Genomic DNA, 23,746 nt, shown 5'->3' on the forward strand with positions numbered 1-23,746 from the left:
CGATGCATTCAAAACTGAGCACCGTGCCCTATTAAGGTGCAAAAGGGCACCAAGGCGTTACATCACAAAATTTTGCAGTTCCTCACAGGCATTAGTTTGTAACTATGAAATTGCCTTTTGACGAAATGCTCGACGCCAGCGGAAAACCGCGACCCCATTACCAAATTTTTCACCGTTGGCTGAAACAGCAAAGCGATACCCTCATGGGACTTAAACGTGCTGAGGCCGATCTGATCTTTCGCAGGGTTGGCATCACTTTCGCAGTCTATGGGGATGATCTGGGATCAGAGAGAACTATTCCATTCGACCAAGTCCCCCGAATTTTTAGTGCATCCGAATGGGGGCAACTTGAAGCGGGCTTACGTCAACGCGTGAAAGCACTCAATCGGTTTATCTATGATGTTTATCACGAAGAAGAAATCATTAAGGCAGGAATTATTCCCGCAGAACAAATCTTTAATAATGCGCAATATCGACCAGAAATGCGCAATGTGAGTGTGCCGCGAGATATTTATGCGCAGATCGCCGGAATCGATATTGTGCGTGCTGGCGAAGGTGAGTTTTATGTACTAGAGGACAACTTGCGCGTGCCATCTGGGGTCTCTTACATGGTGGAAGACCGCAAAATGATGATGCGACTATTTCCGGATCTTTTTCAGAAGTATCGAATCGCCCCTGTCGAACACTACCCCGATTTTTTACTGGAGTGCCTGAAATCAGTAAAGCCTGATGATGTGAAAAAGCCGAATGTTGTGGTCTTAACTCCCGGCATGTATAACTCAGCATACTTTGAGCATAGCTACTTAGCCCAACAGATGGGTGTTGAATTAGTAGAGGGAAAAGATTTGTTTGTGAAAAATGAACAGGTCTTTATGCGCACTACCCAAGGGCCTGAAAGGGTTGATGTTATTTATCGCCGGGTAGATGATGACTTTTTAGATCCACTCGCATTCCGCTCTGATTCCACCCTCGGAGTCGCGGGATTACTCTCGGCACACCGAGCCGGCAATGTAACCCTAGCAAATGCAATTGGAACTGGCATTGCTGATGACAAGTCCATCTATCCATATGTACCAGACATGATTGAGTTCTACTTAGGTGAAAAGCCTATCCTCAATAACGTTCCGACATTCCAATGTCGGAAACCCGATGATCTGGCTTACACCCTAGCAAATCTGGACAAGCTAGTAGTCAAGCTAACGCATGGCGCTGGGGGTTATGGCATGCTCGTTGGCCCAGCATCTAGCAAGGCAGAGATTGAAGAATTTAGAAAGCATCTCGTTGCCAATCCGGACAAATATATTGCGCAACCAACCCTAGCGCTTTCAACTTGCCCTACCTTTGTTGAATCAGGGGTAGCTCCACGCCACATTGATTTAAGACCCTTTGTGCTCTCAGGAAAAACTATCAAGATGGTGCCCGGTGGTCTCACTAGGGTTGCCCTCAAGGAAGGCTCTTTAGTCGTCAACTCCTCACAGGGTGGTGGCACTAAGGACACCTGGGTCTTGGAAGAATAAGCAATGGAAATCCTATGTTAAGTCGCACTGCTGATTGTCTCTATTGGATGGCGCGCTATACCGAGCGCGCAGAAAATACCGCACGAATGTTAGATGTTAATCATCAAACATCCCTATTGCCACAGCCAGAAGAATTTCTTGAGCAAAGCTGGAAAAAGTTACTGACTATTTCCAAGTTAGAGGAGATCTTTTTAAATCACTACAAGGTAATTAATCGTGAAAATGTTTTGGATTTCATGATCTATGAAACCAGCAATCCCTCAAGCATTGTCTCTTGTTTATATTCCGCTAGGGAAAATGCACGGGTAATTCGAGGAAAGATTACCTCTGAAGTTTGGGAGACTCAAAATACGACGTGGCTAGAGCTCCAGAGGATATTAGAAGCAAGAAATCAAGCAGATCCAAGTAGGCTACTAGATTGGGTAAAGCACCGCTGTCACTTATTTAGAGGCGTAATGCACGGCACTATGCTGAAAAATGAAGCCTTTTACTTTATGAATGTCGGCACTCTATTGGAACGCGCCGACAACACCGCCCGCATCTTGGAAACCAAATATGAAAATCCTGCGTCCTTAAAGGTATTGCGCTCCGACAGCAAAGCCGAGGCTGAAGGCACCGATGGTGACTTCTTTGACTTCTATCACTGGGCAGCCCTACTTCGCTCCGTCTCTGCCTTTGAAATCTATCGCCAAATCTACTCCGATCAGGTAAGCCCAAAACAGGTGGCACAACTCCTGATATTTAACAAACAAATGCCCCGCTCTCTCATCTGCTGCGTAAATGAGTTAATCCCGTTGGTATCGGAAGTTAAAAATCAACAATCAAAAGAGATCGAGCGCCTACTTGGCAAACTCAAAGCAAATCTAGATTACTCGGATATTGATGAAGTTTTCTCGCAAGGACTAGAGGAATTTATCGAGGAGTTTTTAGAACGTATCAACCATATCGCCGACGAATTCAGCAACGCCTACCTCATACCATTGGCTGTAGCCTAAAGATTATCATGCACCTAAAGATTCGCCACCGCACCGAGTACCGATATGAAACGCCAGTTCGATACTCCATTCAAGAGCTCCGTCTTACCCCGCCAAATGTTGCCGGACAAACCGTAGAGAAATGGAAGGTCAGCACACCAATTAAGGCCAATAATTCCTTGGATGTATTTGGGAATGTCTGCAGCGTCTTTGTTCAAGAAAGCTCTTATACCTCAATGATGATTGAGGCAGATGGCGAGGTTCACACACAAGATGCTTTTGAATTTATCGATGAGAGCAATGCGGTATCGCCATATCATCTACTTCAGCAAACCCACCTTACAGAACCAACAAACGCGATGCTTGAGTATTTTTCAGGCTCTCTTCCCAAGAAAAACTCGATTGATGAGGTTTTAGGATTGGCCAAGGCCGTTCAGGAAAATATTCTTTACTTTCCAGGGCAAACCAATTTTGCCACCACAGCCGCCCAATCGTTCGTAATGAAATCAGGCGTATGCCAGGATCATGCTCATATTATGTTGGGTCTTTGCCGAGCTTCCAATATTCCAGCGCGTTATGTTAGCGGGTATTTCTTCGCGGAAGAATCTCCTAATTTAGCCAGTCATGCATGGATCGATTTCTGCAGCGATATCGATAGAGGAATTTGGATTAGCGTTGATATTACGCATGCCTGCCTTATTGACGCCCGTCATATTCGACTTGCTATCGGCAGGGACTATTACTCGGCAGCCCCGGTGAAAGGGGTGCGTTCTGGCGGCGGCGGCGAGGAACTCAGTGCCAGCATCTCCATATCTCAAATCAACTAAGATTCGCCCTGACTGAAGATAAGTAAGGGATAATTTCAAGAAATGAATGAAGGGTCTGTAGGATGACGTATTGTGTTGGGCTTTGCCTCAAAGATGGTTTAGTTTTCTTATCCGACACCCGCACTAATGCAGGTGTTGATCAAATTGGCACCTTCCGAAAGATGTCATTATTTCAAAAAGATCAAGATCGATTTTTTACCCTGATGAGTGCAGGCAATCTAGCCATTACTCAAGCAGTAAAAGAAATTCTTCTTCAAGGCCAGCTACTGAATGGCAAAAACCTGTGGAATGTTGATAACTCACATGATGCCGCAGCAGTCATTGGGGATGCGATTAAGCAAGTCTACGATAGGGATCATAAGGCCCTAGAGAAAGCTGGGATTGATTTCAATTGCAACCTCATCTTTGGTGGTCAGGTTAAAGGTGAGCGTCCTAGATTATTTAATATCTACTCTGCAGGCAACTTTATTGAAGCCACTCCAGAAACTTGCTACTTTCAAATTGGTGAATCTAAATATGGAAAACCCATCTTAGATAGAGTCATTACTTTTGACACTCCACTGAATTTAGCAACCAAGTGCGCCCTTATCTCAATGGACTCAACACTAAATAGCAATATCTCCGTAGGCCTGCCCTTAGATTTACTGGTGTACGAAAAAAATTCTCTGCAAGCTAGCAAACTAGTTACCCTAGATGAATCCAATCCATATTTCCAGATGATTCATGAGCTTTGGGGAGAAAAATTACGCGCTGCTTTTAATTCGATTGCCGAACCAAGCTGGTCTGGAGCAACGCCCTCAAGATCGATCGCTTCTCCAGCTAAGAAAATGGGTGCAGTCCCTATCTATCGCGCTAAAAAGACTATTAAACCAAATACTAAGACACCTAAGACACCGGCAAAGAAAAAGGCCTAGACTCGCATCCAGGCCTTTTGTGTTTTAGGGTAACTCGCTTCTAGTTCAGACCTCTTTCTTACCCAGCATTTCCCAGGTTGCGACTACGCTATCTGGATTGAGTGAGATTGAAGTAATACCTTTAGCAACCAACCAACGCGCAAAGTCTGGATGATCTGAAGGGCCCTGGCCACAGATACCAACATACTTATTTTGCTTACGGCAGGCATCAATTGAGCGCGCAATCATGAATTCAACTGCAGGATCACGTTCATCAAAATCAATTGCTAGCAACTCCATTCCGGAGTCACGATCCAAACCGAGTGTCAGTTGAGTCATGTCATTAGAGCCGATAGAAAATCCATCGAAGTGCTCCAAGAACTGATCAGCCAAGATCGCATTGGATGGGATCTCGCACATCATGATGAGGCGCAGACCGTTCTCGCCACGCTTGAGCCCAAACTTCGCCATCATATCGATCACGCGCTCAGCTTGCTTAATCGTTCTGACAAACGGCACCATAATCTCGACGTTATCAAGACCCATATCTTCGCGAACACGCTTCATTGCTGCGCACTCTAAAGCAAAGGCCTCGCCAAAATCCGCGGATACATAGCGAGATGCACCACGGAAACCAAGCATTGGGTTCTCTTCGTCTGGCTCATAGCGAGATCCGCCAATCAGCTTTTTATATTCATTCGATTTAAAGTCAGACAAACGCACGATTACAGGCTTTGGATAGAAAGCGGCCGCAATAGTTGCAACACCTTCGACCAACTTATCTTCGTAGAATTGTCTAGGGCTCGCATAACCGCGAGCGACACTCTCTACCGCACGCTTGAGATCGGGATCAATATTTGGATACTCCAAGACTGCGCGTGGATGTACGCCAATATAGTTATTGATAATGAACTCAAGACGAGCCAAGCCAACACCGGCATTCGGGATTTGGCAGAAATCAAATGCCAGCTGAGGATTACCAATATTCATGGTGATCTTTACTGGAATTTCTGGCAAGACACCACGAGAAACTTCTGTTACCTCGGTTTCAATTAAGCCATCATAAATATGACCTTCATCGCCCTCAGCACAGGACACAGTAACCATCATGCCATCCTGCAAATGCTCAGTAGCATCACCACAACCCACCACTGCGGGAACACCTAACTCACGAGCAATAATCGCCGCGTGACATGTACGACCACCACGATTAGTGATAATCGCAGAAGCACGTTTCATCACTGGCTCCCAGTTTGGATCAGTCATGTCGGCAACCAAGACGTCGCCAGGTTGCACACGATCCATTTCGCTTGGATCACGAATTACACGTACTGGACCTGCACCAATTTTCTGACCAATCGCACGGCCCTTAGCCAATACCTTGGAGCTGCCTTTTAATTTGTAACGCATCTCCACTTGACCGGCAGCCTGACTCTTCACGGTCTCTGGGCGAGCCTGCAAAATGTAGATAAGGCCGTCTTTACCATCTTTACCCCACTCAATGTCCATGGGGCGACCATAGTGCTTCTCAATGATGACCGCGTACTTAGCTAACTCAGTGATATCTGCATCTTCTAGAGAAAAACGATTACGCTTTTCTGGGGTAACGTCAACAGTCACCACTTTTTCAGTCGAGCCAGCTGGAGCAAATTGCATCTGGATTAACTTAGAGCCTAAGGAGCGGCGGATGATCGCCTTCTTACCCTGCGCTAGCGTGGGCTTGAAGACATAAAACTCATCAGGATTCACCGCGCCCTGCACTACTGTTTCACCTAAGCCATAGCTAGAGGTAATAAACACCACATCCTCAAAGCCAGATTCAGTATCAATCGTGAACATCACACCAGAAGCACCGAGATCCGAGCGCACCATACGCTGAATACCAGCAGATAGAGCCACTTCCTCATGAGCAAATCCCTTATGCACACGATAAGAAATCGCACGATCGTTATATAAAGAAGCGAATACTTCACGAATCTTCTTTAGAACGTCATCAATACCTTCTACGTTCAAAAATGTTTCTTGCTGACCAGCAAAAGAGGCGTCTGGTAAATCTTCCGCAGTTGCAGAAGAGCGAACCGCGAAAGAGCCTTTGCCAGAATCATCTAGCTTCTTAAATGCAGTACGAATCTCTTCGTCAAGGCGAGGCTGAAATGGAGCAGTCTCAATCCACTCTCGAATTTCTTTACCCGCTTCAGCCAACGCACGAACATCATCGATATTCAAATTTTCCAAGCGCTTCTGAATTCGCTCGGTCAAATTATTGTGCGCCAAAAAATCCCTAAATGCCAAAGCAGTTGTCGCAAAACCAGTTGGAACACGCACACCAGTAGAGGACAACTGAGAAATCATTTCACCTAATGAAGCATTTTTACCCCCGACTGATTCAACATCAGTCATTCGGAGTTGCTCAAAAGGCAAAACATAGGCATTTGCTACATTGCTATTTTGTTGCTGTTGGTTGGACATAAAATACTCTCTAAAGATAAGGAAACCGGTCGAGCGGCCACACAAAATGCGGCATACTTCATTAACTACATATTGTAGTGCTGACTACGACTTTTAGGCCAACATCATGTCTACCCAAACCCGCATTGTTTTTATTGTTTCTGATGGCACCGGAATTACCGCCGAGAACTTCAGCCAATCGATTTTGGCTCAATTTGAGGCCACTTTTAAGCATATTCGAGTCCCTTTTGTAGATAGCCTCGACAAAGCTCATGAAGCCGTCTCCAGCATTAATCAAGCTGCCGTTAAATACGGCGTTCAACCCATTGTTTTCACTACCCTAGTCAATCCTGAACTCAATGCAATCGTTGGGAAAGCCAATGGCTTGATTCTGGATATGTTCCAGACCTTCGTAGCCCCACTAGAGCAGGCCCTAGGAATTAAATCAACCCATGCGATGAACCGCCTACACCACAATGCGGATACTGAGGCTTACAAGAACCGTATTGAGGCGATTAATTATTCCCTGGCACACGACGACGGCCAATCCAATAAAAACCTGGCTGAAGCTGACGTCATTTTGGTTGGAATCTCCCGGGTTGGCAAAACACCAACCAGCCTTTATCTTGCAATGCAATACGGGATGAAGGCGGCTAATTACCCACTCATTCCTGAAGATTTTGAGCGCGGACAACTGCCTAAGGATTTGGTTCCCTACCGTCATAAAATCTTTGGGCTAATGATCGACGCCGAACGATTATCTGAAATTCGTAATGAACGTCGCCCAGGCAGCAACTACGCCAAATTAGAAAACTGCCGCTACGAAATTAACGAGGCGACCGCCATGATGAAAAAGGAATCGATTCCTTGGGTGGTAACTACCAGTAAGTCGATTGAAGAGATCGCCACTACCGTTCTACAGTCCATTAAGTCGGATAAAACGATTTTGGGCTAAACCTCGTACTTAAGAGTTGCGGCGAACGCGTACCGTTTCAAATAAACAAATTGCTGCTGCAGTAGAAACGTTGAGCGACTCCACACGGGGATCAATTGGAATTGCGACCCCTTTGGCTTGATCCATCAGATCTTCAGAGACTCCTTGGCCCTCGCTTCCCATTACCCAAGCTACAGGATGAATCAATACCTTGGGCATATTGAATAAGTCTAACTCACCATCGGCTGTAGCAGCCAACAAAGGCGCAGTAACCGCACTCAAAACCTGTTGATTTGACCAGCCTTCGTACAGATCAAGTAAGCGATGAGCCCCCATACCAGCGCGCAATACCTTGCTTGACCACAAATGTGCACAGCCAGCCAGAGCTATCACCCGAGTAAAACCCGCTGCCGCTGCAGTACGTAAGATAGCTCCAACATTACCAGCATCCTGAATGCGATCCAAAATGATCACGTCGCCACTCATTGTGGCGACCGAATTTTGCGGATTGAATACGGTTTGAGGAAGATCCAATAATCCCGCAATCTGAGGAGCGTTTACTAAGTCACTGAGCAAATCCCATAAGCCTTTATCCAATTGATAGACGCGAGTTTCGGGACAAATCTCCACATGGTCGTATACGGCTTGTGCAATCTCCGGATTTTGCAAACCTAACTCTGAAGTAATTAGTGTTTTCAAGGTCGGACTACCAACCCAGGTTTGCACCAGATGAATTCCCTCAAGCAAGGCCTGGCCACACGCGAGTCTCGCCTTTTGCCCTTTTGAGCCAGTTGCCTGCAAGAGACGGATCTCCTTAAAAAGGGTGTTTTCTTTTGAGGAGATGAATTCAATTTTCATAGCGTGGATTATCGACTATGAAGGGCTAAGACATTGCGCACGGGCGAGAAGCTACGGCGATGCTCGGAGCACGCACCAAACTCCTGTAAGGCGGCAAAATGCGCTTCCGTTGGATATCCCATATGCTGGGCAAAGCCATACTGTGGATACAGCTCATGCAAAGCCATCATCTGACGGTCTCGAGTGACCTTAGCCAAAATAGAGGCAGCAGAAATTGCCGGCTCCTTTGCATCACCCTTCACTATCGCCTCGGCAGATATAGGCAACTCTGGACAGCGATTACCGTCAATCAGCGCTTTATCAGGCCACCCCCCTAAACGCGAAGTAAGATCTTCGATTGCCCTGCGCATTGCTAGCATGGTTGCTTGCAAGATATTGATCTCGTCAATCTCTACGGAACTTGCCTCGCCAATGCCCCAGGCCTTTGCCTTGCGTTGAATTTGTTCGAATAAAAATTCACGCCGAGCAGCAGATAGCTTTTTGGAGTCTTTTAGCCCCTCGATAGGGCTATTGGGATCTAGTACTACTGCACCAGCTACCACTGAACCCGCCAATGGCCCCCGACCTGCTTCATCAACACCGCAGACCCAAATCACACTCACGCATTAACCCTATTTTTAACGGAAGTGATAGTTTGCGCTACAGCCTGAGCCACTAACAGACCTGTTGGGCGACGCAAGGTCTCATGCATTTGAGCAAAACGTGTCTTCAACTGACTAACCTTACTGGGATTATTTAGCCATCCTAATACTGCATCGGCTAGCTTGCTAGGAGTAGCGTCATCTTGAAGTAACTCGGGAACAACAAACTCGCCGCACAAAATATTAGGCAGCCCTACGTAAGGCAAATAACCTTGACGCTTCATAATTTGCGCCGTTAACCAGGGCACCTTATAGGAAATCACCATGGGTTTTTTCCAAAGCGCAGCTTGTAAAGTAGCGGTGCCACTAGCAATCAATACAACATCAGCAGCCTCCAGCACCGCATCGGCTTCACCATCAATCAAATGAATATCTAGCGTTGGAGATTTCTCTTGAGTAGCTTTCAGCAAGCTCTCCAGGGGAGCACGTAAACGCGGTGTCGCGACCGGAATTACAAAATGTAGAATCTGGCCTGGCATGCGCCTAGAAAGCTCGACCATGGTTTCAAAAAAGACTGGTGCAATGAGTTCAATCTCCGACCCACGACTGCCTGGCAGTACGGAGATAACAATTCCACTCAAAGCATTGGCAGGAAGACTGAGGGATTTCTCAATTCTTTGTTTGGCAGACGCGGCATTTGGCTCAAGCGGTATCTCACTTGCCAAGGGGTGCCCTACATATGTTGCCTTGATGCCCGCCCGCTCATAGATTTCGGTTTCAAAGGGAAAGATGCAAAGCATACGCTCTACCGCCTGTTTGATCTTAGTAATGCGACCCGCTCGCCAAGCCCAAATAGATGGGGAAACAAAGTGCAAGGTAGGGATTCCAGCCTTACGTAGGGCAAGCTCTACCCCCAAATTAAAGTCAGGAGCATCAATACCCAGATACACATCTGGCCGACCCTCACCCAACAAATTAGCAATCAGTTCTTTGCGAAGTTTGAGAATGGCAGGAAGTTGCTTGATTGCTTCAACATAACCACGAACACTCAAAGTCTCCATCGGCCAATCTGAGCGCAGACCTTCAGCCTGCATGCGTGGCCCGCCAATGCCATACACCTCTAGATTGGAAGTGTCCGGAATTTGTCTAAGAGCACTCAATACTGGCGCAGCCAGTAGATCGCCTGAAGGCTCACCAGCAACACAAGCAAGTTTGGCCACTAGAGCTTTTCTTTAACGAATAATACCGCGTGTTGAGGCGGCGATAAAGTCGTGAAACTCGGTCAGCTTTTCCGCAGTCGCAGTATCGGATGAGCTAGCAATAACCATCTTCTGAATTTCCGTCTTTGCCTCTTCAAAACTCAGACCATCTTTATAAAGAACCTTGTACGCCTGACGCAAAGCAGAAATCGTTTCACTTGAGAAACCGCGACGCTTCAGGCCCTCAACGTTAATGCCATGAGGAGAGGCTTTATCACCCGCCGCAATCACAAATGGCGGAATATCTTGCACCAAGGCAGAAGCACCACCAAGCATCGCGTGTTGACCAATACGAACAAACTGATGAACGCCCGACATGCCACCCATGATTGCCCAATCACTCACCTTCACATGACCTGCAATTTGCGCATTGCTCGAGAAAATCGTGTGATTACCAATTTGGCAATCGTGCGCAATATGTACATAAGCCATAATCCAATTGTCATTACCAATACGAGTAATGCCTTCATCCTGAGATGTGCCTGTATGGATAGTTGTGAACTCACGAATCGTATTGCGATCGCCAATAATGAGCTGGGTCGGCTCTCCACGGTACTTCATATCTTGCGGTGCGCCACCAATCGCCGCGAAATGGGCAAAGTGATTCTCTTTGCCAATCGTAGTGTGCCCCTCGATTACAGTATGCGAACCCACCTTGCTACCAGCGCCAATTTTGACATTGGGGCCAATAACAGAATAAGGGCCAACCTCAACATCATTAGCGAGTTCGGCCTTGCTATCAACAATGGCAGAAGTATGAATTCGGGTCATCAAGCGCCTTTCGTACGTACCGCACAAGTAATGTTGGCTTCAGCGGCCAGCTCTCCATCTACAGTAGCTTGCACTTGAAACTTATAAATTCCAGCACGCTCACGCTCTAACTTTGCAGTCATGATGAGCTGGTCTCCAGGCAATACAGGCTTTTTGAAGCGGGCGCCGTCAATACCGGCAAAATAATAAATCGCATTTTCTTCCCTGACTTCAGAGAAAGTGAGCAAGGCAGCAGTTTGGGCCAATGCTTCAATAATTAACACCCCTGGCATCACTGGAAAATCTGGAAAATGCCCTTGAAAGAAAGGCTCATTCATCGTCACATTTTTCAGTGCCGTAATACTTTGGCGAGGCTCAATCTCTAAAACACGGTCTACCAATAAAAAAGGATAACGATGCGGCAATAACTTCAAGATCTGATTGATATCGATGGCGATGGGTTTGCTCATGTATTTACCTACTGATTAAAGTTTCTAGACTAAAGTTGCAAATGAATATGGGTGGTGATCTAAATAAATTTAAGACTCAGAACTCTTAGACTTATCTAATAGGCGTAAGCGTTGACGTATTTTATCTAGCCCACGCAGAATAGCCGCATTTTTCTCCCAAGCGCTATGCAACATTGACGGGTACACACCCGTGAAATGCTGACCAGGCTCAGTAATTGAGCGAATAATTGAGGTGTTTCCAGAAACCGTTGTTCTATCAGCAATGGTGAGATGGCCTGCAAAGTTAGCGGCACCACCAATGATGCAGAAGTTTCCGATTTTGGTGCTTCCAGAGATTGCAGCGCAACCCGCAATGACACAGCAACTTCCCACCATCACGTTATGCGCGATTTGCACCTGGTTATCGATCTTCGTGCCCGCACCAATCACCGTATCAGTCATAGCGCCACGATCAATAGTGGTGGATGCGCCAATCTCTACATCATTACCAATACTGACACCGCCCGTTTGAGGGATCTTGACCCACTCACCGCCAGTAGAAGAAAAATCAGGGGCAAATCCAAAGCCATCCGCACCAATGACTGCACCACTATGGATGATGCATCGTTCGCCGATTTTTGAATCTGAATAGATCGACACATTGGGATAAATTAAAGAATCACCACCAACGATGGAATTTCTAGCAATAGCGGTATTGCCTAGCACTACCACCCTCTCCCCTAAATTCACGCCTGGACCTATTTGAACGAATGGACCAATATGACATGAAGCTGGAACCACTGCAGAGGCATCTATAGCAGCGCTTGGATGAATTCCAGGCGCATGAATAGGGGCAGAAGCTTTAGCAAAAAATTGCGCCATTCTTGCAAAGGTGGCATATGGATTTTTAGCTACAAAGTAAATCCTTTGGGTAGAATTTTTACCGGGATTTGCCTGCAGAAACTCCAAATCAGCTTTGCTCACAATCAAGGCGCCAGCAGCGCTATCACTAGCCTGTTGGCGATAGAGCGGATTGGAGAGAAATGAGATTTCACTTGCTTGAGCTCGCTCGAGAGGAGCGAGACCCAAAAGCGCAAGGGAGTCATCCCCCACCAAGCTTACTTCAAACTGTTCGGCCAGCTCGATGGCGGTTGGCATAAAACTTATTTAAGGCTATTTAAGGCCTTGATGACATCATCAGTGACATCCACCTTAGGATTTGCGTAGGCTGGATCCTGAATAATGACATCAATCTTTCTTTGATCGGCAATTTGCTTCAGAGCCTGATTTGCTTTTTCAGCAATCTTGGCGCGCTCCTCAAAGTTCCTCTGATTTAAGTCTTCAGTGTACTCACGTTGCTTGCGTTGCAGTTCGCGATCCTGGTCAGACAACTCGCGTTGACGTCGAACACGCTCGGCTTCTGACATGACAGCTGAGTCACGATCAAGCTTTTCAGCAGCAGATTTAATTTTTTGAGCGCTGTCACGAATTTCATTTTGACGCTTCATGAACTCATTCTGCAATTTTGTCTGGCTAGCTTTAGCCATATTAGATTCGTTGAAAACCTTTTCAACGTTCACTGCTGCCACTCTAGTACCAGCATCTTGGGCAAAAGACTGTGGCAGAGTAATAGCTGAAATTAGGGCCATTAAGCCGAACTGAATCCATTTAGAAGATTGACGAAGCTTCATAAAACTTTCCTTAAACAATTAAAACGCTGTACCCACTTGGAACTGCAAACGCTGGATATTATCCGTTGGTAATGATTTGATCGGGATACCATAACTGAATTTTAGCGGGCCCAATGGTGATATCCATGATAAACCTAAGCCATAAGAATATCGCAGGACCAAATTGATATTCTCTCCGTAGACATTACCACCGTCCACGAATCCGAATACTCTCAGGGTTTTGTCTATGCCAGAGCCAGGAACAGGGACGGTGTACTCTACGTTGGTGACAATCTTGGACTGCCCGCCGGTAGGCTGGTTTAAACCAGTATAAGTATTGAGGTATGTTGGCCCCAAAGATCCTGGCGCATAGCCCCGAACCGATCCAATACCACCCACATAGTAGTTTTTGGTAATCGGGAAAGGATATTTACCATAAGCCTCACCATAACCAACCTCTCCATTAAAGGACAAGATATTACCTTTTGAGAATGAATGGTATTTTTGGTACTGACCAAAAAGACGATAGAACATCATATTACCCACCGGAGTACCCACTTCGGCATTTAATTGCTGCAGCGATCCTGTAGATGGTATTAATGCACTGTCTCTTCCGTCGCGCGACCAACCAACGGTAATTGGAACGTTATAAGTATTCAATGTCGCTGGATAGCCGGGAGAAGCAGCCCCGTAGTCGATCATGTAATTCAAATATGGCTGTGGCGTATTTTGGGTTGACTTAATCTGAAACACCTCAATACCCGTTCCAAAGAACACGCGATCAACTTCTGTGTACGGCACACCAAATTTAATATTTGAGCCAATCGACTTAATTTGATAATCTGGATCACCGGTGTAATACAAGGGCTTAGAAGAGCGGTAGAACAAATCGGTGTAGCGACTAATCCCCTCTTCGGTAAAGTAAGGATCGTAGTTGGATAAAGCCAAGCTTTGGTTGATCTTACCAAGTGACATATTTAGACCAACCGCGGTTCCCGTACCAAAAGCATTGTCTTGATTAATACCGGCAGACAAAATTAACTTTTCCGTTGATGAAAAGCCTGCACCAACGGTAATTGCACCTGTTGGTTTTTCTGTGACTTTCACATTCACGTCAACCTGATCGGGAGATCCAGGGACATCCTGCGTTGATACATCGGTCTCGGTAAAGTAACCCAAGCGACCTAAGCGCTTTTTAGATAAATCAATCTTTTCACTATCGAACCAAGAACTCTCAAACTGACGCATCTCGCGACGAATCACCATATCCCGAGTCTTAGCATTGCCAGTGACATTAACCTGCCGAACGTAGACACGGCGACCTGGATCAATAACAAGCGTTAGATCGACCTCGCTGAGATCACGGCGAATATCAGGCTGAGGATTAATGGTGGCGAATGCGTAGCCGTATGAACCTAAAATTTCTGCAATCGACTTGGTGCTCTCAGTCAACTTCGCCGATGAGAATGTATCGCCGGGCTTTAGCGTCACCAATTGCATTAGCTCTGCGTCTTTGCCCAGTAATTCACCAGCAAGACGCACATCCTTAACGGTGAACTTGTTGCCCTCCTGTATGCTGATCGTGAGGTAAATCCCTTTTTTGTCTGGAGTAATCGAGACTTGTGTCGACTCAATTACAAACTCCAAATAACCACGATTAAGGTAGTAAGAGCGAATATTCTCCAGGTCAGCAGTCAGCTTCTGTTTTGAATATAAATTGTCTTTGCTATACCAAGATAGCCAGCCACCCGTCTTTAACTGCATCTCACTCCTAAGAGTGCTTTCACTAAAGACCTTATTACCGATGAAATTAATTTCTTCGATTTTTGCTACCGGACCTTCATCAATATTGAAATAGACGGCAACTTGATTACGTTCAACGGGGGTCACAGTGGCAACAATTTCAGCTGCATAGAGACCTTTACCGACATAGGCACGCTTGAGTTCTTGCTCCGCCTTATCGATCAAAGCCTTGTCGTAGAAGCGCGCCTCAGCAACACCAACAGCCTTTAGAGATTTTCGAATAGTTTCTTGATCAAACTCTTTCATCCCAGTAAATTCGATTCGAGAGATGGTTGGTCGCTCTTCAACAATCACAATCAATACATTACCTTGCGCTTGTATCTGAACATCTCGAAAGAATCCAGTGCTATAGAGCGCTTTAATCGCTTCAGCACCCTTCTCTTGCGTAAAGGTATCCCCCACTTGAACTGGGAGGTAACTAAATACCGTACCAGGCTCTACGCGCTGCAGACCCTCAATACGAATATCTTTAATGGCAAAGGAATCAGCGGCTTGGGCGTGAAGACTGAGGCCAGCAGCAATAATTAGGGCAGCCTGAGCAAGCAATCGGATTGCCGCACGAAAAGAGAGTTTCAAAAAATTCAAGGCGAAAAGTAGCGTTGCAAATCGTTAAACAAGGCCAGCAAGGACAGGGAGATTAATAGCAAAAAACCCACTTTTTGGAGCTTTTCCTGCATTAAAACCGAAATTCGCTTACCAGCAACCAACTCCCATGCATCATACAGGAGCTGACCCCCATCTAGCATTGGTAACGGGAGTAAATTTAAGAGGCCAATACTAATACTCATCAAAGCTAAAAAGGCTAAAAATGGCTGCCAGCCAACCTGGGCAGACTTCCCCGCCATATCCGCAATACTTAAGGGTCCACCCAGCTGTTTTAGGGTTGTTTTTCCCGTAAATAAACCCAACATCAGGCGCATTGAGACTCTGGTAATGAGATATACCCGCTGGCTTGCATAGGCAATAGCATCGCCGGGGCCCAATTTGAGCTCTTTCCACTCTAGGGGCTGACCGACTTGTGGGAGCAAGCCCAGAGCTTGAAATGGATCTGATTCCGGGGCAATTTGAGGTAAATCGTCCTGCCTAAAGGATTGAATATGGCGCCCTCCAGAGGCATCCTCTATCTCTAGAGCAAAACCCCTCTCCCCGGTAACCGCATCCAAAAGGAGCCAGCGCAAGGCATTCCAACTTGGGACGGGATCAAACTCATCAAAAATTGGAGCGCCATTAGGCTCTGATGGCAATGATTGCCAACCAATCACCCGATCACCCGCAGCCACCCCCAATTTTGCGGCAATCGATTGCTCTGGCGGGGCCTGCAGTCGAGCAGGCAACTGAGGTACACCCGAGATATAAATTACCGAAAATAAAATAACAGCCAGCAGGAAATTTGCGAATGGGCCAGCAGCTACGATTAAAGATCGCTGCCAAAGCGGCTTTGTATCGAAAGATTGAGGGCGATCCTCTGCTCGAATAATTTGCTGACTGTCACGGCCGTCCAATAATTTGACATAGCCACCAAGAGGAATTGAAGCTATCACCCATTCGGTGCCATTGCTAGCTCGAAAAGTAAACAGTGGTTTTCCGAAACCCAAGGCAAACCGAAGAACCTTTACGCCGCATAAGCGTGCTGCCAAAAAATGGCCATACTCGTGAAAGCTCACCAGCAAACCTAACGTAACCAAAAACGCAGCAAGTGTCATCAAAGCCTGCATCAAATATTACCCATCAATTACTTCAAGCCTTCAATGACATGACGCGCCACTTGACGCGCTTGAGCATCCACAGACAGAATAAGCTCAATAGAATCCGCGGCAACTGACGGCAATGCACTCAAAGTGCGCTCAACCACTTCAGAAATTCGTAAATACGGCAAGCCCTCATCCAAAAATGCACCGACTGCAATTTCATTGGCGGCATTCAATATAGTAGGTGAAGTGCCCCCTGCCCTCGCTGCAGCAAAAGCCAAACCAAGACAGGGAAATTGAGTCAAATTTGGCTCAGAAAAACTTAAGTTAGCAAGTTGAGCAAGGCCAAGCGGTGCTACGCCGGCATGAATACGTTCAGGCCACGCTAAGCCATAGGCAATCGGCGTGCGCATGTCAGGTTGACCCATCTGGGCCAGCACTGAACCATCACGGTATCGCACCATAGAGTGCACTACGCTTTGCGGGTGAATCAAGATCTTAATTTTCTCGAGCGCAAGACCAAAAAGCCAGAAGGCCTCGATCACTTCGAGACCTTTATTCATCATCGTCGCTGAATCAACGGAGATTTTCCTTCCCATGACCCAATTGGGATGAGCACATGCCTGCTCAGGGGTAATCGATGCCAAATCCCCAATGGACACATCTCTAAATGGTCCGCCAGATGCGGTTAACCAAAGCTCTTCAACTCCAAAGTGATCTGAGGGTGACTTCGTAAAGCGCTCAGGCAGACATTGAAAAATGGCATTGTGCTCACTATCAATCGGAAGCAACTCCCCGCCACCCTGCTTCATGGCCTGCATAAATAAATCGCCTGACATTACTAGAGCTTCTTTATTGGCAAGTAATACACGCTTACCAGCATGAGCTGCAGCCAAGGTTGGCACCAGGCCTGCAGCACCCACAATCGCCGCCATGACGGTATCGCAACCTGATTCGGTCACGGCAGTTACCAAAGCATCAGACCCGTAGAGCACGTGAGTGGAAATATTTTTGTCGCGTAAAAGTTGACTTAGTTCAGCCGCCCCTTCAGCACTAGCCACTACTGCAATGGCAGGCTTAAATTCAATACATTGCTCGGCCAATCTGTCAATCTGCTTGGCCGCAGTCAGTGCCGTAACCTTAAAGCGATCAGGATGCACGCGAATCACATCTAAAGTATTCACGCCGATAGATCCCGTAGACCCAAGAATAGCAACCTGCCTTAGAGACATTAGATCAATCCAGCAAGAAGAGCGGCAATTGGCATCGTTGGCAACAAAGCATCTACACGATCAAGCACACCGCCATGACCTGGCAGTAAATGGCTACTATCTTTTACCCCAGCCAAGCGCTTTAGTTGGGATTCAAATAAATCTCCAAAGACACTAAACGCAGTCAAGGTCGTTACCATTAAGAACATTGGGACCCACCCAAAGCGAATCGCCCACGCACCAAACAAGGTGTCACCCAAAGGCAAATAGACGACACATAAAAAAGCATATAGATAGCACAGCAATAAACCACCTACCGCACCCTCGATAGATTTCCCCGGGCTAATTTGCACAGCCAGTTTATGTTTTCCAAGTGCCTTACCAACAAAATACGCGCCAATATCTGCAACCCAAACCAATGCCATGCTGCTCAATAAGAACACTAAGCCAAGTTCGCGCAGAAAGACCAGCGCAAACCAAGTTGCAGGCAGAATAATCAAACCAAGAATGCTGTAGAAAGGCCTGAGTTTTTGCAAAGATAAATTCATACCCTTTGCGAGAATAAAAGGAGCAACCAAGAACCAAAATAAAACCGACATCATGAGCAAAGAAAATTGCCATGAGATCGCCTGCATGCCCAATAAAAACAAAATAATGGCAAGACAAAATGCGGCATAAAGCCACGCAGCCACCCTTGCATCCGGCGCAATAATACGACTCCACTCCCAGGCAGCAGCAATCAGCGCTATCAAGAAAAATGCGCCCAAATAAAATGCTGGCAGCAAAAAGAGGATGGGGAGCAATACCGCCAAGAGAATGGAGGCGGTAATAATTCGGGTTTTTAGCATAAGAAAGTTTGGTTTGAGCGCTTAAACAGCATCACTCATTGGCTCGGACGCCAGTTGCGCACTGGTGCGACCAAAACGACGCTCGCGCTGACTAAACCAATCAAACGCCTTATGAAGCTCAGCCGCATCAAAATCAGGCCAAAGCGTGTCAGTGAAGTACAACTCGGTATAGGCCAACTGCCACAATAAAAAATTACTTACGCGCTGCTCACCACCAGTGCGAATAAAAAGATCGGGCTCTGGAGCGTAAGCCATAGAAAAATAAGGTTGGAGCAACTCCTCGGTAACCTCTTCAGACTTTAAGCCTGGATTGGCAGCCAGGCATTTACGCATGGCCTCCAAAATATCCCAGCGCCCTCCATAGTTTGCAGCAATGGTAAAAGTAAGACCTTTGCAAGTAGCAGTTTTTTCTTCAGAAAATTTCACCATCTCTTGAATGGCAGAATCAAAGCGACTCAAATCACCAATCAGACGCAAAGAAATATCGTTATCGGCCAAACGCGATACCTCGCTCTTCAATGACTTCAGAAACAGCTTCATCAAAAACCCCACTTCTTCTGGTGGGCGACGCCAATTTTCAGAGCTAAAAGCAAATACCGTTAAATACTCAACGCCGAGACGGCGACACTCCTGAACAATCTTACGAACCGCGCCCAAACCCTCTGAATGCCCAGCCACCCGAGGCATAAAACGCTTACTAGCCCAACGACCATTGCCATCCATAATGATGGCAACATGTCGAGGAATAGCACTCACCTGCGGAACTACCAAGGTTGAGCTAGTGTGCTGAGTCATTATTGAATGAGTAATCAGGGTAAGTGAATGAAAATGAATCGGACGATTAAACCGTCATGATCTCTTTTTCTTTTTCCGCAACGATCTTGTCAACCTCAACTACTGCGCGATCAGTCATTTTCTGAATCTCATCAGTGGCACGACGCTCTTCATCCTCAGAAATTTCTTTATCTTTAGTCAGTCGCTTTAAGTGCTCATTTGCATCGCGACGTAAATTGCGGACGGCAATCTTGGTATCTTCGCCCTCATTCTTAACTACTTTAGTTAAGTCGCGACGACGCTCTTCAGTGAGCGCAGGCATTGGTACGCGAATAACGGTACCTTGCGATGCGGGATTCAAACCTAAATCAGAATCACGAATCGCTTTTTCAACAACTGCAACCATGGTCTTTTCAAATGGCTGCACATTAATTGTTCTTGCATCTGCCAAACCCAAGTTAGCCACTTGACTCAAAGGAGTGGGATTGCCGTAATAATCAACTTGAATATGCTCCAAAATCCCAGGGTTAGCGCGACCGGAACGAATCTTCGCCAAGTTCGCCTTCAAAGCCTCAAGAGACTTCTGCATCTTTTGGTCGGTAGTGGTTTTAATTTCTGCTGCGGACATCAAGCCTCCTATTAAACGTGTACTAAGGTACCTTCAGACTCCCCCTGAACCACACGCATTAATGCGCCTGGCTTGAGAATTGAAAACACTTTGATTGGTAATTTACGATCGCGACACAATGCAAATGCAGTTGCATCCATGACCTGCAAGTTTTTGATGATTGCCTCATCAAAAGTAATCGTTTTATATAAAGTTGCCGAAGGATCTTTCACTGGGTCAGCGCTGTAGATGCCGTCAACCTTGGTAGCCTTGAGCACAATCTCAGCACCCATTTCCGCTCCGCGCAATGCGGCGGCAGTATCAGTAGTGAAGAAGGGGTTACCAGTTCCAGCTGCAAAAATCACTACCTTGCCTTCACTCAAGGCGCGAATCGCGCGAGGTCGAATATAAGGCTCAACTACTTGATCCATTCTTAAAGCAGACTGCACTCGTGCTTCAACACCTTTCTGGCGTAAAGCATCTTGCAGGGCCAAAGAATTCATCATTGTTGCCAGCATACCCATGTAGTCCGCAGTAGCGCGATCCATGCCTGCTGCTCCACCTGCGACCCCACGGAAAATATTTCCGCCACCAATCACGATCGCCAGCTCAACACCGTTATTCACGACATCAGCAATTTCCTTGACCATGGAATCAATGGTGACTGGATTAATGCCAAAAGCATCATCGCCCATCAAGGCTTCACCAGAGAGTTTTAAGAGAACACGTTTGTAGGCTGGCATCGTTTTATTTTCCGTAATTTGCCAAGCAACTTTCTCGCTTAGCTTATTGATCTCAAAGTACTTTTAATTTCTAACCCAAATTATAAAGGGCTTAGCTCAGATCAAACAAAAGGGCATAGAAACCGAGGTTTCTATGCCCTTTTGAGTATTACAGCCTAACTGGGCAAACCCAGCGCTTTAGAGGCTAATTAGGCGGCACCTTTAGCGGCAGCGACTTGGGCGGCTACTTCAGCCGCAAAGTCGTCCTGACGCTTCTCAATACCCTCGCCTACAACGTACATGGTGAAACCTTTGATTGTTGTATTTGCGGCCTTAAGCATTTGTTCAACAGTTTGCTTATCGTTTTTAACGAAAGTTTGGTTCAACAAAGAAACCTCTTTGAGGTACTTTTGAATAGAACCTTCAACCATCTTCTCAACGATTTCTGGTGGTTTACCAGACTCAGCAGCCTTTTGAACGGCAACACTGCGCTCAACGGCGATCGCTTCAGCAGGAACGTCTGCCATAGACAAAGCCACAGGCTTCATTGCAGCGATATGCATCGCTACATCCTTAGCAGCTGTTTCGTCACCTTCGAACTCAACCATGACGCCGATACGAGTACCGTGGAGGTAAGAAACTAACTTATTGCTACCAGCAAAACGCTTGAAGCGACGCGGCATGATGTTCTCGCCGATCTTACCGATCAACGCGCTACGAACCTCATCTACTGTTTGGCCGTTAAGTGGCAATGCGAGCAATGCAGCTACATCAGCTGGATTCTTTTCTGCAACCAACTTCGCACATTCATTAGTAAATGCCAAGAAGTCATCATTCTTAGAAACGAAATCGGTTTCGCAGTTCACTTCCAACAAAGCACCAGTAGTGCCATTGATAGATGAAGCAACAATTCCTTCAGCCGTTACGCGTGAAGCAGCTTTACCAGCCTTGCTACCAAGTTTTACACGCAGAATCTCTTCCGCACGAGCCATATCACCATCAGCCTCGGTCAAAGCTTTTTTGCACTCCATCATCGGAGCATCAGTTTTGGCGCGTAAATCGCCAACCATTGCAGCGGTAATAGCGGCCATTATTCAGCTTTCCCTTCTTCTACAAACTCTTCTTCGCCTTCTTTAACAGCGGTCAAGATTTCTTGAACAGAATTTGCCTTGCCTTCGAGGATAGCGTCAGCAATGCCACGTGCATAAAGGGTAACAGCCTTGCTAGAGTCATCATTACCAGGAATGATGTAATCAACACCTTCTGGTGAGTGGTTGGTATCAACGACAGCGATCACAGGAATACCAAGCTTATTAGCTTCAGTAATAGCAATCTTGTGATAGCCAACGTCCACTACGAAAATCGCATCAGGAACACCATTTAAATCTTGAATGCCGCCAAGCGCTTTTTGCAACTTGTCGAGATCACGATCATTAGTTAAGGCCTCTTTCTTAGAAAGCTTTTCCCAATCGCCAGCTTCTTTAGCAACTGCCATGTCCTTCAAACGTTTGAGGGAACCTTTAACAGTTTTAAAGTTGGTAAGCGTACCGCCCAACCAACGGCTGTCGATGTAAGGCATGCCGGCACGAGCAGCTTCTTCAGCGATGATCTCGCGTGATTGACGCTTTGTACCAACAAACAAGATGGTTCCACGATTAGCAGCAACTTGTTTTGCAAATTTCAGGGCATCCTGAAACATTGGCAATGTTTTTTCCAAGTTGATGATGTGAATTTTGTTGCGATGACCGAAAATGTAAGGGGCCATCTTTGGGGACCAGAAGCGTGTTTGGTGACCAAAATGGCAACCGGCTTCCAGCATTTGACGCATAGTTACTGACATAACTTCTCCTAAGGGTTGGTTCTGAGATTGAGTCCTAGCTGCGCTAAAAAGCGCCACCCTGGAAGGCTCAACCCGCGATTTCAAGTCCAAAATAGACCTGAGACCAAAATTATAGCTTAAATATCAATGGTCTAGACACTTGACCTTCGATAGCCAAACAAGTCATTCACCTAAAAACACGTAAACAAGGCTCAAATCTACTGTCATTGCCTATTTTTTGAGCATGCAGCTCCTGCTAAAAACCTCCAAGTCGTTGATAATCCAAGCATGAATAGTGTATTTACCGCCGAAAAAGACATCCAAGGGATGCGCGAAGCTGGCCGCTTAGCCAGCGAAGTTTTGGATCATGTTGCCCCCCACGTTAAAGCGGGTGTTAGCACTGGAGAGTTAGATCGCATTTGCCATGAATACATGCGCGATGTCCAAAAGACGATTCCAGCGCCCTTGAACTATCAACCACCTGGCTACCCACCCTTTCCCGCCTCCATCTGCACTTCAGTCAATGATGTGATTTGCCACGGCATTCCTGGCGAGAAGATTTTGAAAACTGGTGACGTGGTCAATCTCGACATCACTGTAATTACGCCAGATGGCTACTATGGTGACACCAGTCGTATGTTTACGATTGGCGAAGTTTCAGTGCTTGCCAAACGGCTTACTCAAATCACTTTTGAATGCATGTGGCTTGGCATCGCACAAGTTAAACCTGGTGCCACGCTTGGCGATATTGGTTACGCAATCCAAATCCATGCTGAAAAAGCAGGTTACTCCATTGTGCGTGAATATTGCGGACATGGCATTGGTAAAGCATTCCACCAAGATCCGCAAATTCTTCACTATGGTCGACCAGGCACTGGTGAAAAATTAGTCAAAGGAATGACTTTCACGATTGAGCCAATGATCAATGCAGGTCGTCGCGAGATTCGCACCATGCCTGATCAGTGGACAGTAAAGACAAAAGATCGCAGCCTTTCTGCACAGTGGGAGCATACGCTCTTAGTGACGGAAACTGGCGTGGAAGTACTGACCTGGTCAGAGGGGACCAATCCACCACCCGATTGCGTCAAAGGCCTCTCGTTTAGACCGAGCTAAA

At 46.5% G+C, this 23,746-nt stretch carries 23 protein-coding genes; 6 read left to right on the top strand and 17 right to left on the bottom strand.

Annotation, left to right across the window (positions count from 1 at the left end; genetic code table 11):
• Nucleotides 1-104 precede the first annotated feature (104 nt).
• The 4 genes from AOB49_RS06745 to AOB49_RS06760 all read left to right on the top strand — a co-directional run bounded on the left by AOB49_RS06745 (nt 105) and on the right by AOB49_RS06760 (nt 4,232).
• Nucleotides 105-1,517: a circularly permuted type 2 ATP-grasp protein gene (locus AOB49_RS06745; RefSeq protein ID WP_062309186.1), complete on the top strand. Its 1,413-nt coding sequence runs from the start codon at nt 105-107 to the stop codon at nt 1,515-1,517.
• Nucleotides 1,518-1,531: 14 nt separating this feature from the next.
• Entirely contained in the window at nt 1,532-2,512 is a 981-nt protein-coding gene (locus AOB49_RS06750) for an alpha-E domain-containing protein (protein WP_062309188.1), read from the top strand.
• Nucleotides 2,513-2,520: 8 nt separating this feature from the next.
• Complete coding sequence (locus AOB49_RS06755) at nt 2,521-3,318, top strand: transglutaminase family protein (RefSeq protein ID WP_062309190.1); 798 nt, start codon at nt 2,521-2,523, stop codon at nt 3,316-3,318.
• 62 nt (nt 3,319-3,380) lie between these two features.
• Nucleotides 3,381-4,232 (top strand): proteasome-type protease, encoded by an 852-nt coding sequence (locus AOB49_RS06760; RefSeq protein WP_062309191.1) that lies wholly within the window; start codon nt 3,381-3,383, stop codon nt 4,230-4,232.
• A 45-nt stretch (nt 4,233-4,277) separates the two neighbouring features.
• On the opposite strand, the gene ppsA is transcribed toward AOB49_RS06760, so the two are convergent.
• Nucleotides 4,278-6,680, bottom strand: coding sequence for a phosphoenolpyruvate synthase (gene ppsA / locus AOB49_RS06765; RefSeq protein WP_062309193.1), 2,403 nt, complete (start codon nt 6,678-6,680; stop codon nt 4,278-4,280).
• Between the two features lie 106 nt (nt 6,681-6,786).
• Here ppsA and ppsR point away from each other — a divergent pair, with 106 nt between their 5' ends.
• Entirely contained in the window at nt 6,787-7,614 is an 828-nt protein-coding gene (gene ppsR, locus AOB49_RS06770; RefSeq protein WP_062309195.1) for a posphoenolpyruvate synthetase regulatory kinase/phosphorylase PpsR, read from the top strand.
• Between the two features lie 9 nt (nt 7,615-7,623).
• Here the strand turns inward: ppsR and AOB49_RS06775 are convergent, their stop codons facing one another.
• The 16 genes from AOB49_RS06775 to rpsB all read right to left on the bottom strand — a co-directional run bounded on the left by AOB49_RS06775 (nt 7,624) and on the right by rpsB (nt 22,653).
• Complete coding sequence (locus AOB49_RS06775) at nt 7,624-8,451, bottom strand: TrmH family RNA methyltransferase (protein WP_062309197.1); 828 nt, start codon at nt 8,449-8,451, stop codon at nt 7,624-7,626.
• An 8-nt stretch (nt 8,452-8,459) separates the two neighbouring features.
• The gene (rnhB, locus tag AOB49_RS06780; protein ID WP_156471349.1) at nt 8,460-9,053 is read right to left on the bottom strand and encodes a ribonuclease HII; all 594 of its coding nucleotides are present in this window, start codon (nt 9,051-9,053) and stop codon (nt 8,460-8,462) included.
• Nucleotides 9,050-10,252, bottom strand: coding sequence for a lipid-A-disaccharide synthase (gene lpxB, locus AOB49_RS06785; RefSeq protein WP_062309200.1), 1,203 nt, complete (start codon nt 10,250-10,252; stop codon nt 9,050-9,052). The genes rnhB and lpxB overlap by 4 nt, the downstream gene beginning before the upstream one ends.
• Nucleotides 10,253-10,264: 12 nt before the next feature.
• Nucleotides 10,265-11,062, bottom strand: a complete 798-nt coding sequence (gene lpxA, locus AOB49_RS06790) for an acyl-ACP--UDP-N-acetylglucosamine O-acyltransferase (RefSeq protein ID WP_062309202.1) — start codon at nt 11,060-11,062, stop codon at nt 10,265-10,267.
• Nucleotides 11,062-11,511, bottom strand: a complete 450-nt coding sequence (fabZ, locus tag AOB49_RS06795) for a 3-hydroxyacyl-ACP dehydratase FabZ (protein ID WP_015421422.1) — start codon at nt 11,509-11,511, stop codon at nt 11,062-11,064. The genes lpxA and fabZ overlap by 1 nt, the downstream gene beginning before the upstream one ends.
• A 69-nt stretch (nt 11,512-11,580) precedes the next feature.
• Nucleotides 11,581-12,648, bottom strand: a complete 1,068-nt coding sequence (lpxD, locus tag AOB49_RS06800) for a UDP-3-O-(3-hydroxymyristoyl)glucosamine N-acyltransferase (protein ID WP_082784077.1) — start codon at nt 12,646-12,648, stop codon at nt 11,581-11,583.
• A 5-nt stretch (nt 12,649-12,653) separates the two neighbouring features.
• Nucleotides 12,654-13,181 (bottom strand): OmpH family outer membrane protein, encoded by a 528-nt coding sequence (locus AOB49_RS06805; RefSeq protein WP_062309205.1) that lies wholly within the window; start codon nt 13,179-13,181, stop codon nt 12,654-12,656.
• An 18-nt stretch (nt 13,182-13,199) separates the two neighbouring features.
• A complete protein-coding gene (bamA, locus tag AOB49_RS06810) occupies nt 13,200-15,548 on the bottom strand; it encodes an outer membrane protein assembly factor BamA (protein WP_062309207.1) in 2,349 nt (782 codons plus the stop codon).
• Nucleotides 15,545-16,666 (bottom strand): M50 family metallopeptidase, encoded by a 1,122-nt coding sequence (locus AOB49_RS06815; RefSeq protein WP_245640633.1) that lies wholly within the window; start codon nt 16,664-16,666, stop codon nt 15,545-15,547. Before AOB49_RS06815 ends, bamA begins: the two co-directional genes overlap by 4 nt.
• Before the next feature lie 29 nt (nt 16,667-16,695).
• A complete protein-coding gene (ispC, locus tag AOB49_RS06820) occupies nt 16,696-17,883 on the bottom strand; it encodes a 1-deoxy-D-xylulose-5-phosphate reductoisomerase (RefSeq protein ID WP_062309210.1) in 1,188 nt (395 codons plus the stop codon).
• Complete coding sequence (locus tag AOB49_RS06825; protein ID WP_062309212.1) at nt 17,883-18,710, bottom strand: phosphatidate cytidylyltransferase; 828 nt, start codon at nt 18,708-18,710, stop codon at nt 17,883-17,885. The genes ispC and AOB49_RS06825 overlap by 1 nt, the downstream gene beginning before the upstream one ends.
• A gap of 21 nt (nt 18,711-18,731) precedes the next feature.
• Entirely contained in the window at nt 18,732-19,505 is a 774-nt protein-coding gene (gene uppS / locus AOB49_RS06830; protein ID WP_062309214.1) for a polyprenyl diphosphate synthase, read from the bottom strand.
• Nucleotides 19,506-19,551: 46 nt separating this feature from the next.
• Nucleotides 19,552-20,112 carry a ribosome recycling factor gene (gene frr / locus AOB49_RS06835; protein WP_062309216.1) on the bottom strand — a complete coding sequence of 187 codons (561 nt, stop codon included), beginning with the start codon at nt 20,110-20,112 and terminating at the stop codon, nt 19,552-19,554.
• A gap of 11 nt (nt 20,113-20,123) precedes the next feature.
• Nucleotides 20,124-20,834 carry a UMP kinase gene (pyrH, locus tag AOB49_RS06840; protein ID WP_062309217.1) on the bottom strand — a complete coding sequence of 237 codons (711 nt, stop codon included), beginning with the start codon at nt 20,832-20,834 and terminating at the stop codon, nt 20,124-20,126.
• Nucleotides 20,835-21,022: 188 nt separating this feature from the next.
• The gene (gene tsf, locus AOB49_RS06845; RefSeq protein WP_062309219.1) at nt 21,023-21,904 is read right to left on the bottom strand and encodes a translation elongation factor Ts; all 882 of its coding nucleotides are present in this window, start codon (nt 21,902-21,904) and stop codon (nt 21,023-21,025) included.
• A complete protein-coding gene (gene rpsB, locus AOB49_RS06850; protein WP_062309220.1) occupies nt 21,904-22,653 on the bottom strand; it encodes a 30S ribosomal protein S2 in 750 nt (249 codons plus the stop codon). Before rpsB ends, tsf begins: the two co-directional genes overlap by 1 nt.
• Nucleotides 22,654-22,848: 195 nt before the next feature.
• Between rpsB and map the strand changes: the two genes are divergently transcribed.
• The gene (gene map / locus AOB49_RS06855) at nt 22,849-23,745 is read left to right on the top strand and encodes a type I methionyl aminopeptidase (protein WP_281177817.1); all 897 of its coding nucleotides are present in this window, start codon (nt 22,849-22,851) and stop codon (nt 23,743-23,745) included.
• The last annotated feature ends 1 nt before the right edge of the window (nt 23,746 follow it).

Source organism: Polynucleobacter sinensis (assembly GCF_001595985.1).
GTDB classification, from domain to species: domain Bacteria; phylum Pseudomonadota; class Gammaproteobacteria; order Burkholderiales; family Burkholderiaceae; genus Polynucleobacter; species Polynucleobacter sinensis.

Bases quoted from the DNA above. Each gene is read 5' to 3' on its own strand.
- AOB49_RS06745 (WP_062309186.1), top strand. From the start codon at position 105: ATGAAATTGCCTTTTGACGAAATGCTCGACGCCAGCGGAAAACCGCGA.
- AOB49_RS06750 (WP_062309188.1), top strand. From the start codon at position 1,532: ATGTTAAGTCGCACTGCTGATTGTCTCTATTGGATGGCGCGCTATACC.
- AOB49_RS06755 (WP_062309190.1), top strand. From the start codon at position 2,521: ATGCACCTAAAGATTCGCCACCGCACCGAGTACCGATATGAAACGCCA.
- AOB49_RS06760 (WP_062309191.1), top strand. From the start codon at position 3,381: ATGACGTATTGTGTTGGGCTTTGCCTCAAAGATGGTTTAGTTTTCTTA.
- ppsA (WP_062309193.1), bottom strand. From the start codon at position 6,680: ATGTCCAACCAACAGCAACAAAATAGCAATGTAGCAAATGCCTATGTT.
- ppsR (WP_062309195.1), top strand. From the start codon at position 6,787: ATGTCTACCCAAACCCGCATTGTTTTTATTGTTTCTGATGGCACCGGA.
- AOB49_RS06775 (WP_062309197.1), bottom strand. From the start codon at position 8,451: ATGAAAATTGAATTCATCTCCTCAAAAGAAAACACCCTTTTTAAGGAG.
- lpxA (WP_062309202.1), bottom strand. From the start codon at position 11,062: ATGACCCGAATTCATACTTCTGCCATTGTTGATAGCAAGGCCGAACTC.
- fabZ (WP_015421422.1), bottom strand. From the start codon at position 11,511: ATGAGCAAACCCATCGCCATCGATATCAATCAGATCTTGAAGTTATTG.
- lpxD (WP_082784077.1), bottom strand. From the start codon at position 12,648: ATGCCAACCGCCATCGAGCTGGCCGAACAGTTTGAAGTAAGCTTGGTG.
- AOB49_RS06805 (WP_062309205.1), bottom strand. From the start codon at position 13,181: ATGAAGCTTCGTCAATCTTCTAAATGGATTCAGTTCGGCTTAATGGCC.
- AOB49_RS06815 (WP_245640633.1), bottom strand. From the start codon at position 16,666: ATGACACTTGCTGCGTTTTTGGTTACGTTAGGTTTGCTGGTGAGCTTT.
- ispC (WP_062309210.1), bottom strand. From the start codon at position 17,883: ATGTCTCTAAGGCAGGTTGCTATTCTTGGGTCTACGGGATCTATCGGC.
- AOB49_RS06825 (WP_062309212.1), bottom strand. From the start codon at position 18,710: ATGCTAAAAACCCGAATTATTACCGCCTCCATTCTCTTGGCGGTATTG.
- uppS (WP_062309214.1), bottom strand. From the start codon at position 19,505: ATGACTCAGCACACTAGCTCAACCTTGGTAGTTCCGCAGGTGAGTGCT.
- frr (WP_062309216.1), bottom strand. From the start codon at position 20,112: ATGTCCGCAGCAGAAATTAAAACCACTACCGACCAAAAGATGCAGAAG.
- pyrH (WP_062309217.1), bottom strand. From the start codon at position 20,834: ATGCCAGCCTACAAACGTGTTCTCTTAAAACTCTCTGGTGAAGCCTTG.
- tsf (WP_062309219.1), bottom strand. From the start codon at position 21,904: ATGGCCGCTATTACCGCTGCAATGGTTGGCGATTTACGCGCCAAAACT.
- rpsB (WP_062309220.1), bottom strand. From the start codon at position 22,653: ATGTCAGTAACTATGCGTCAAATGCTGGAAGCCGGTTGCCATTTTGGT.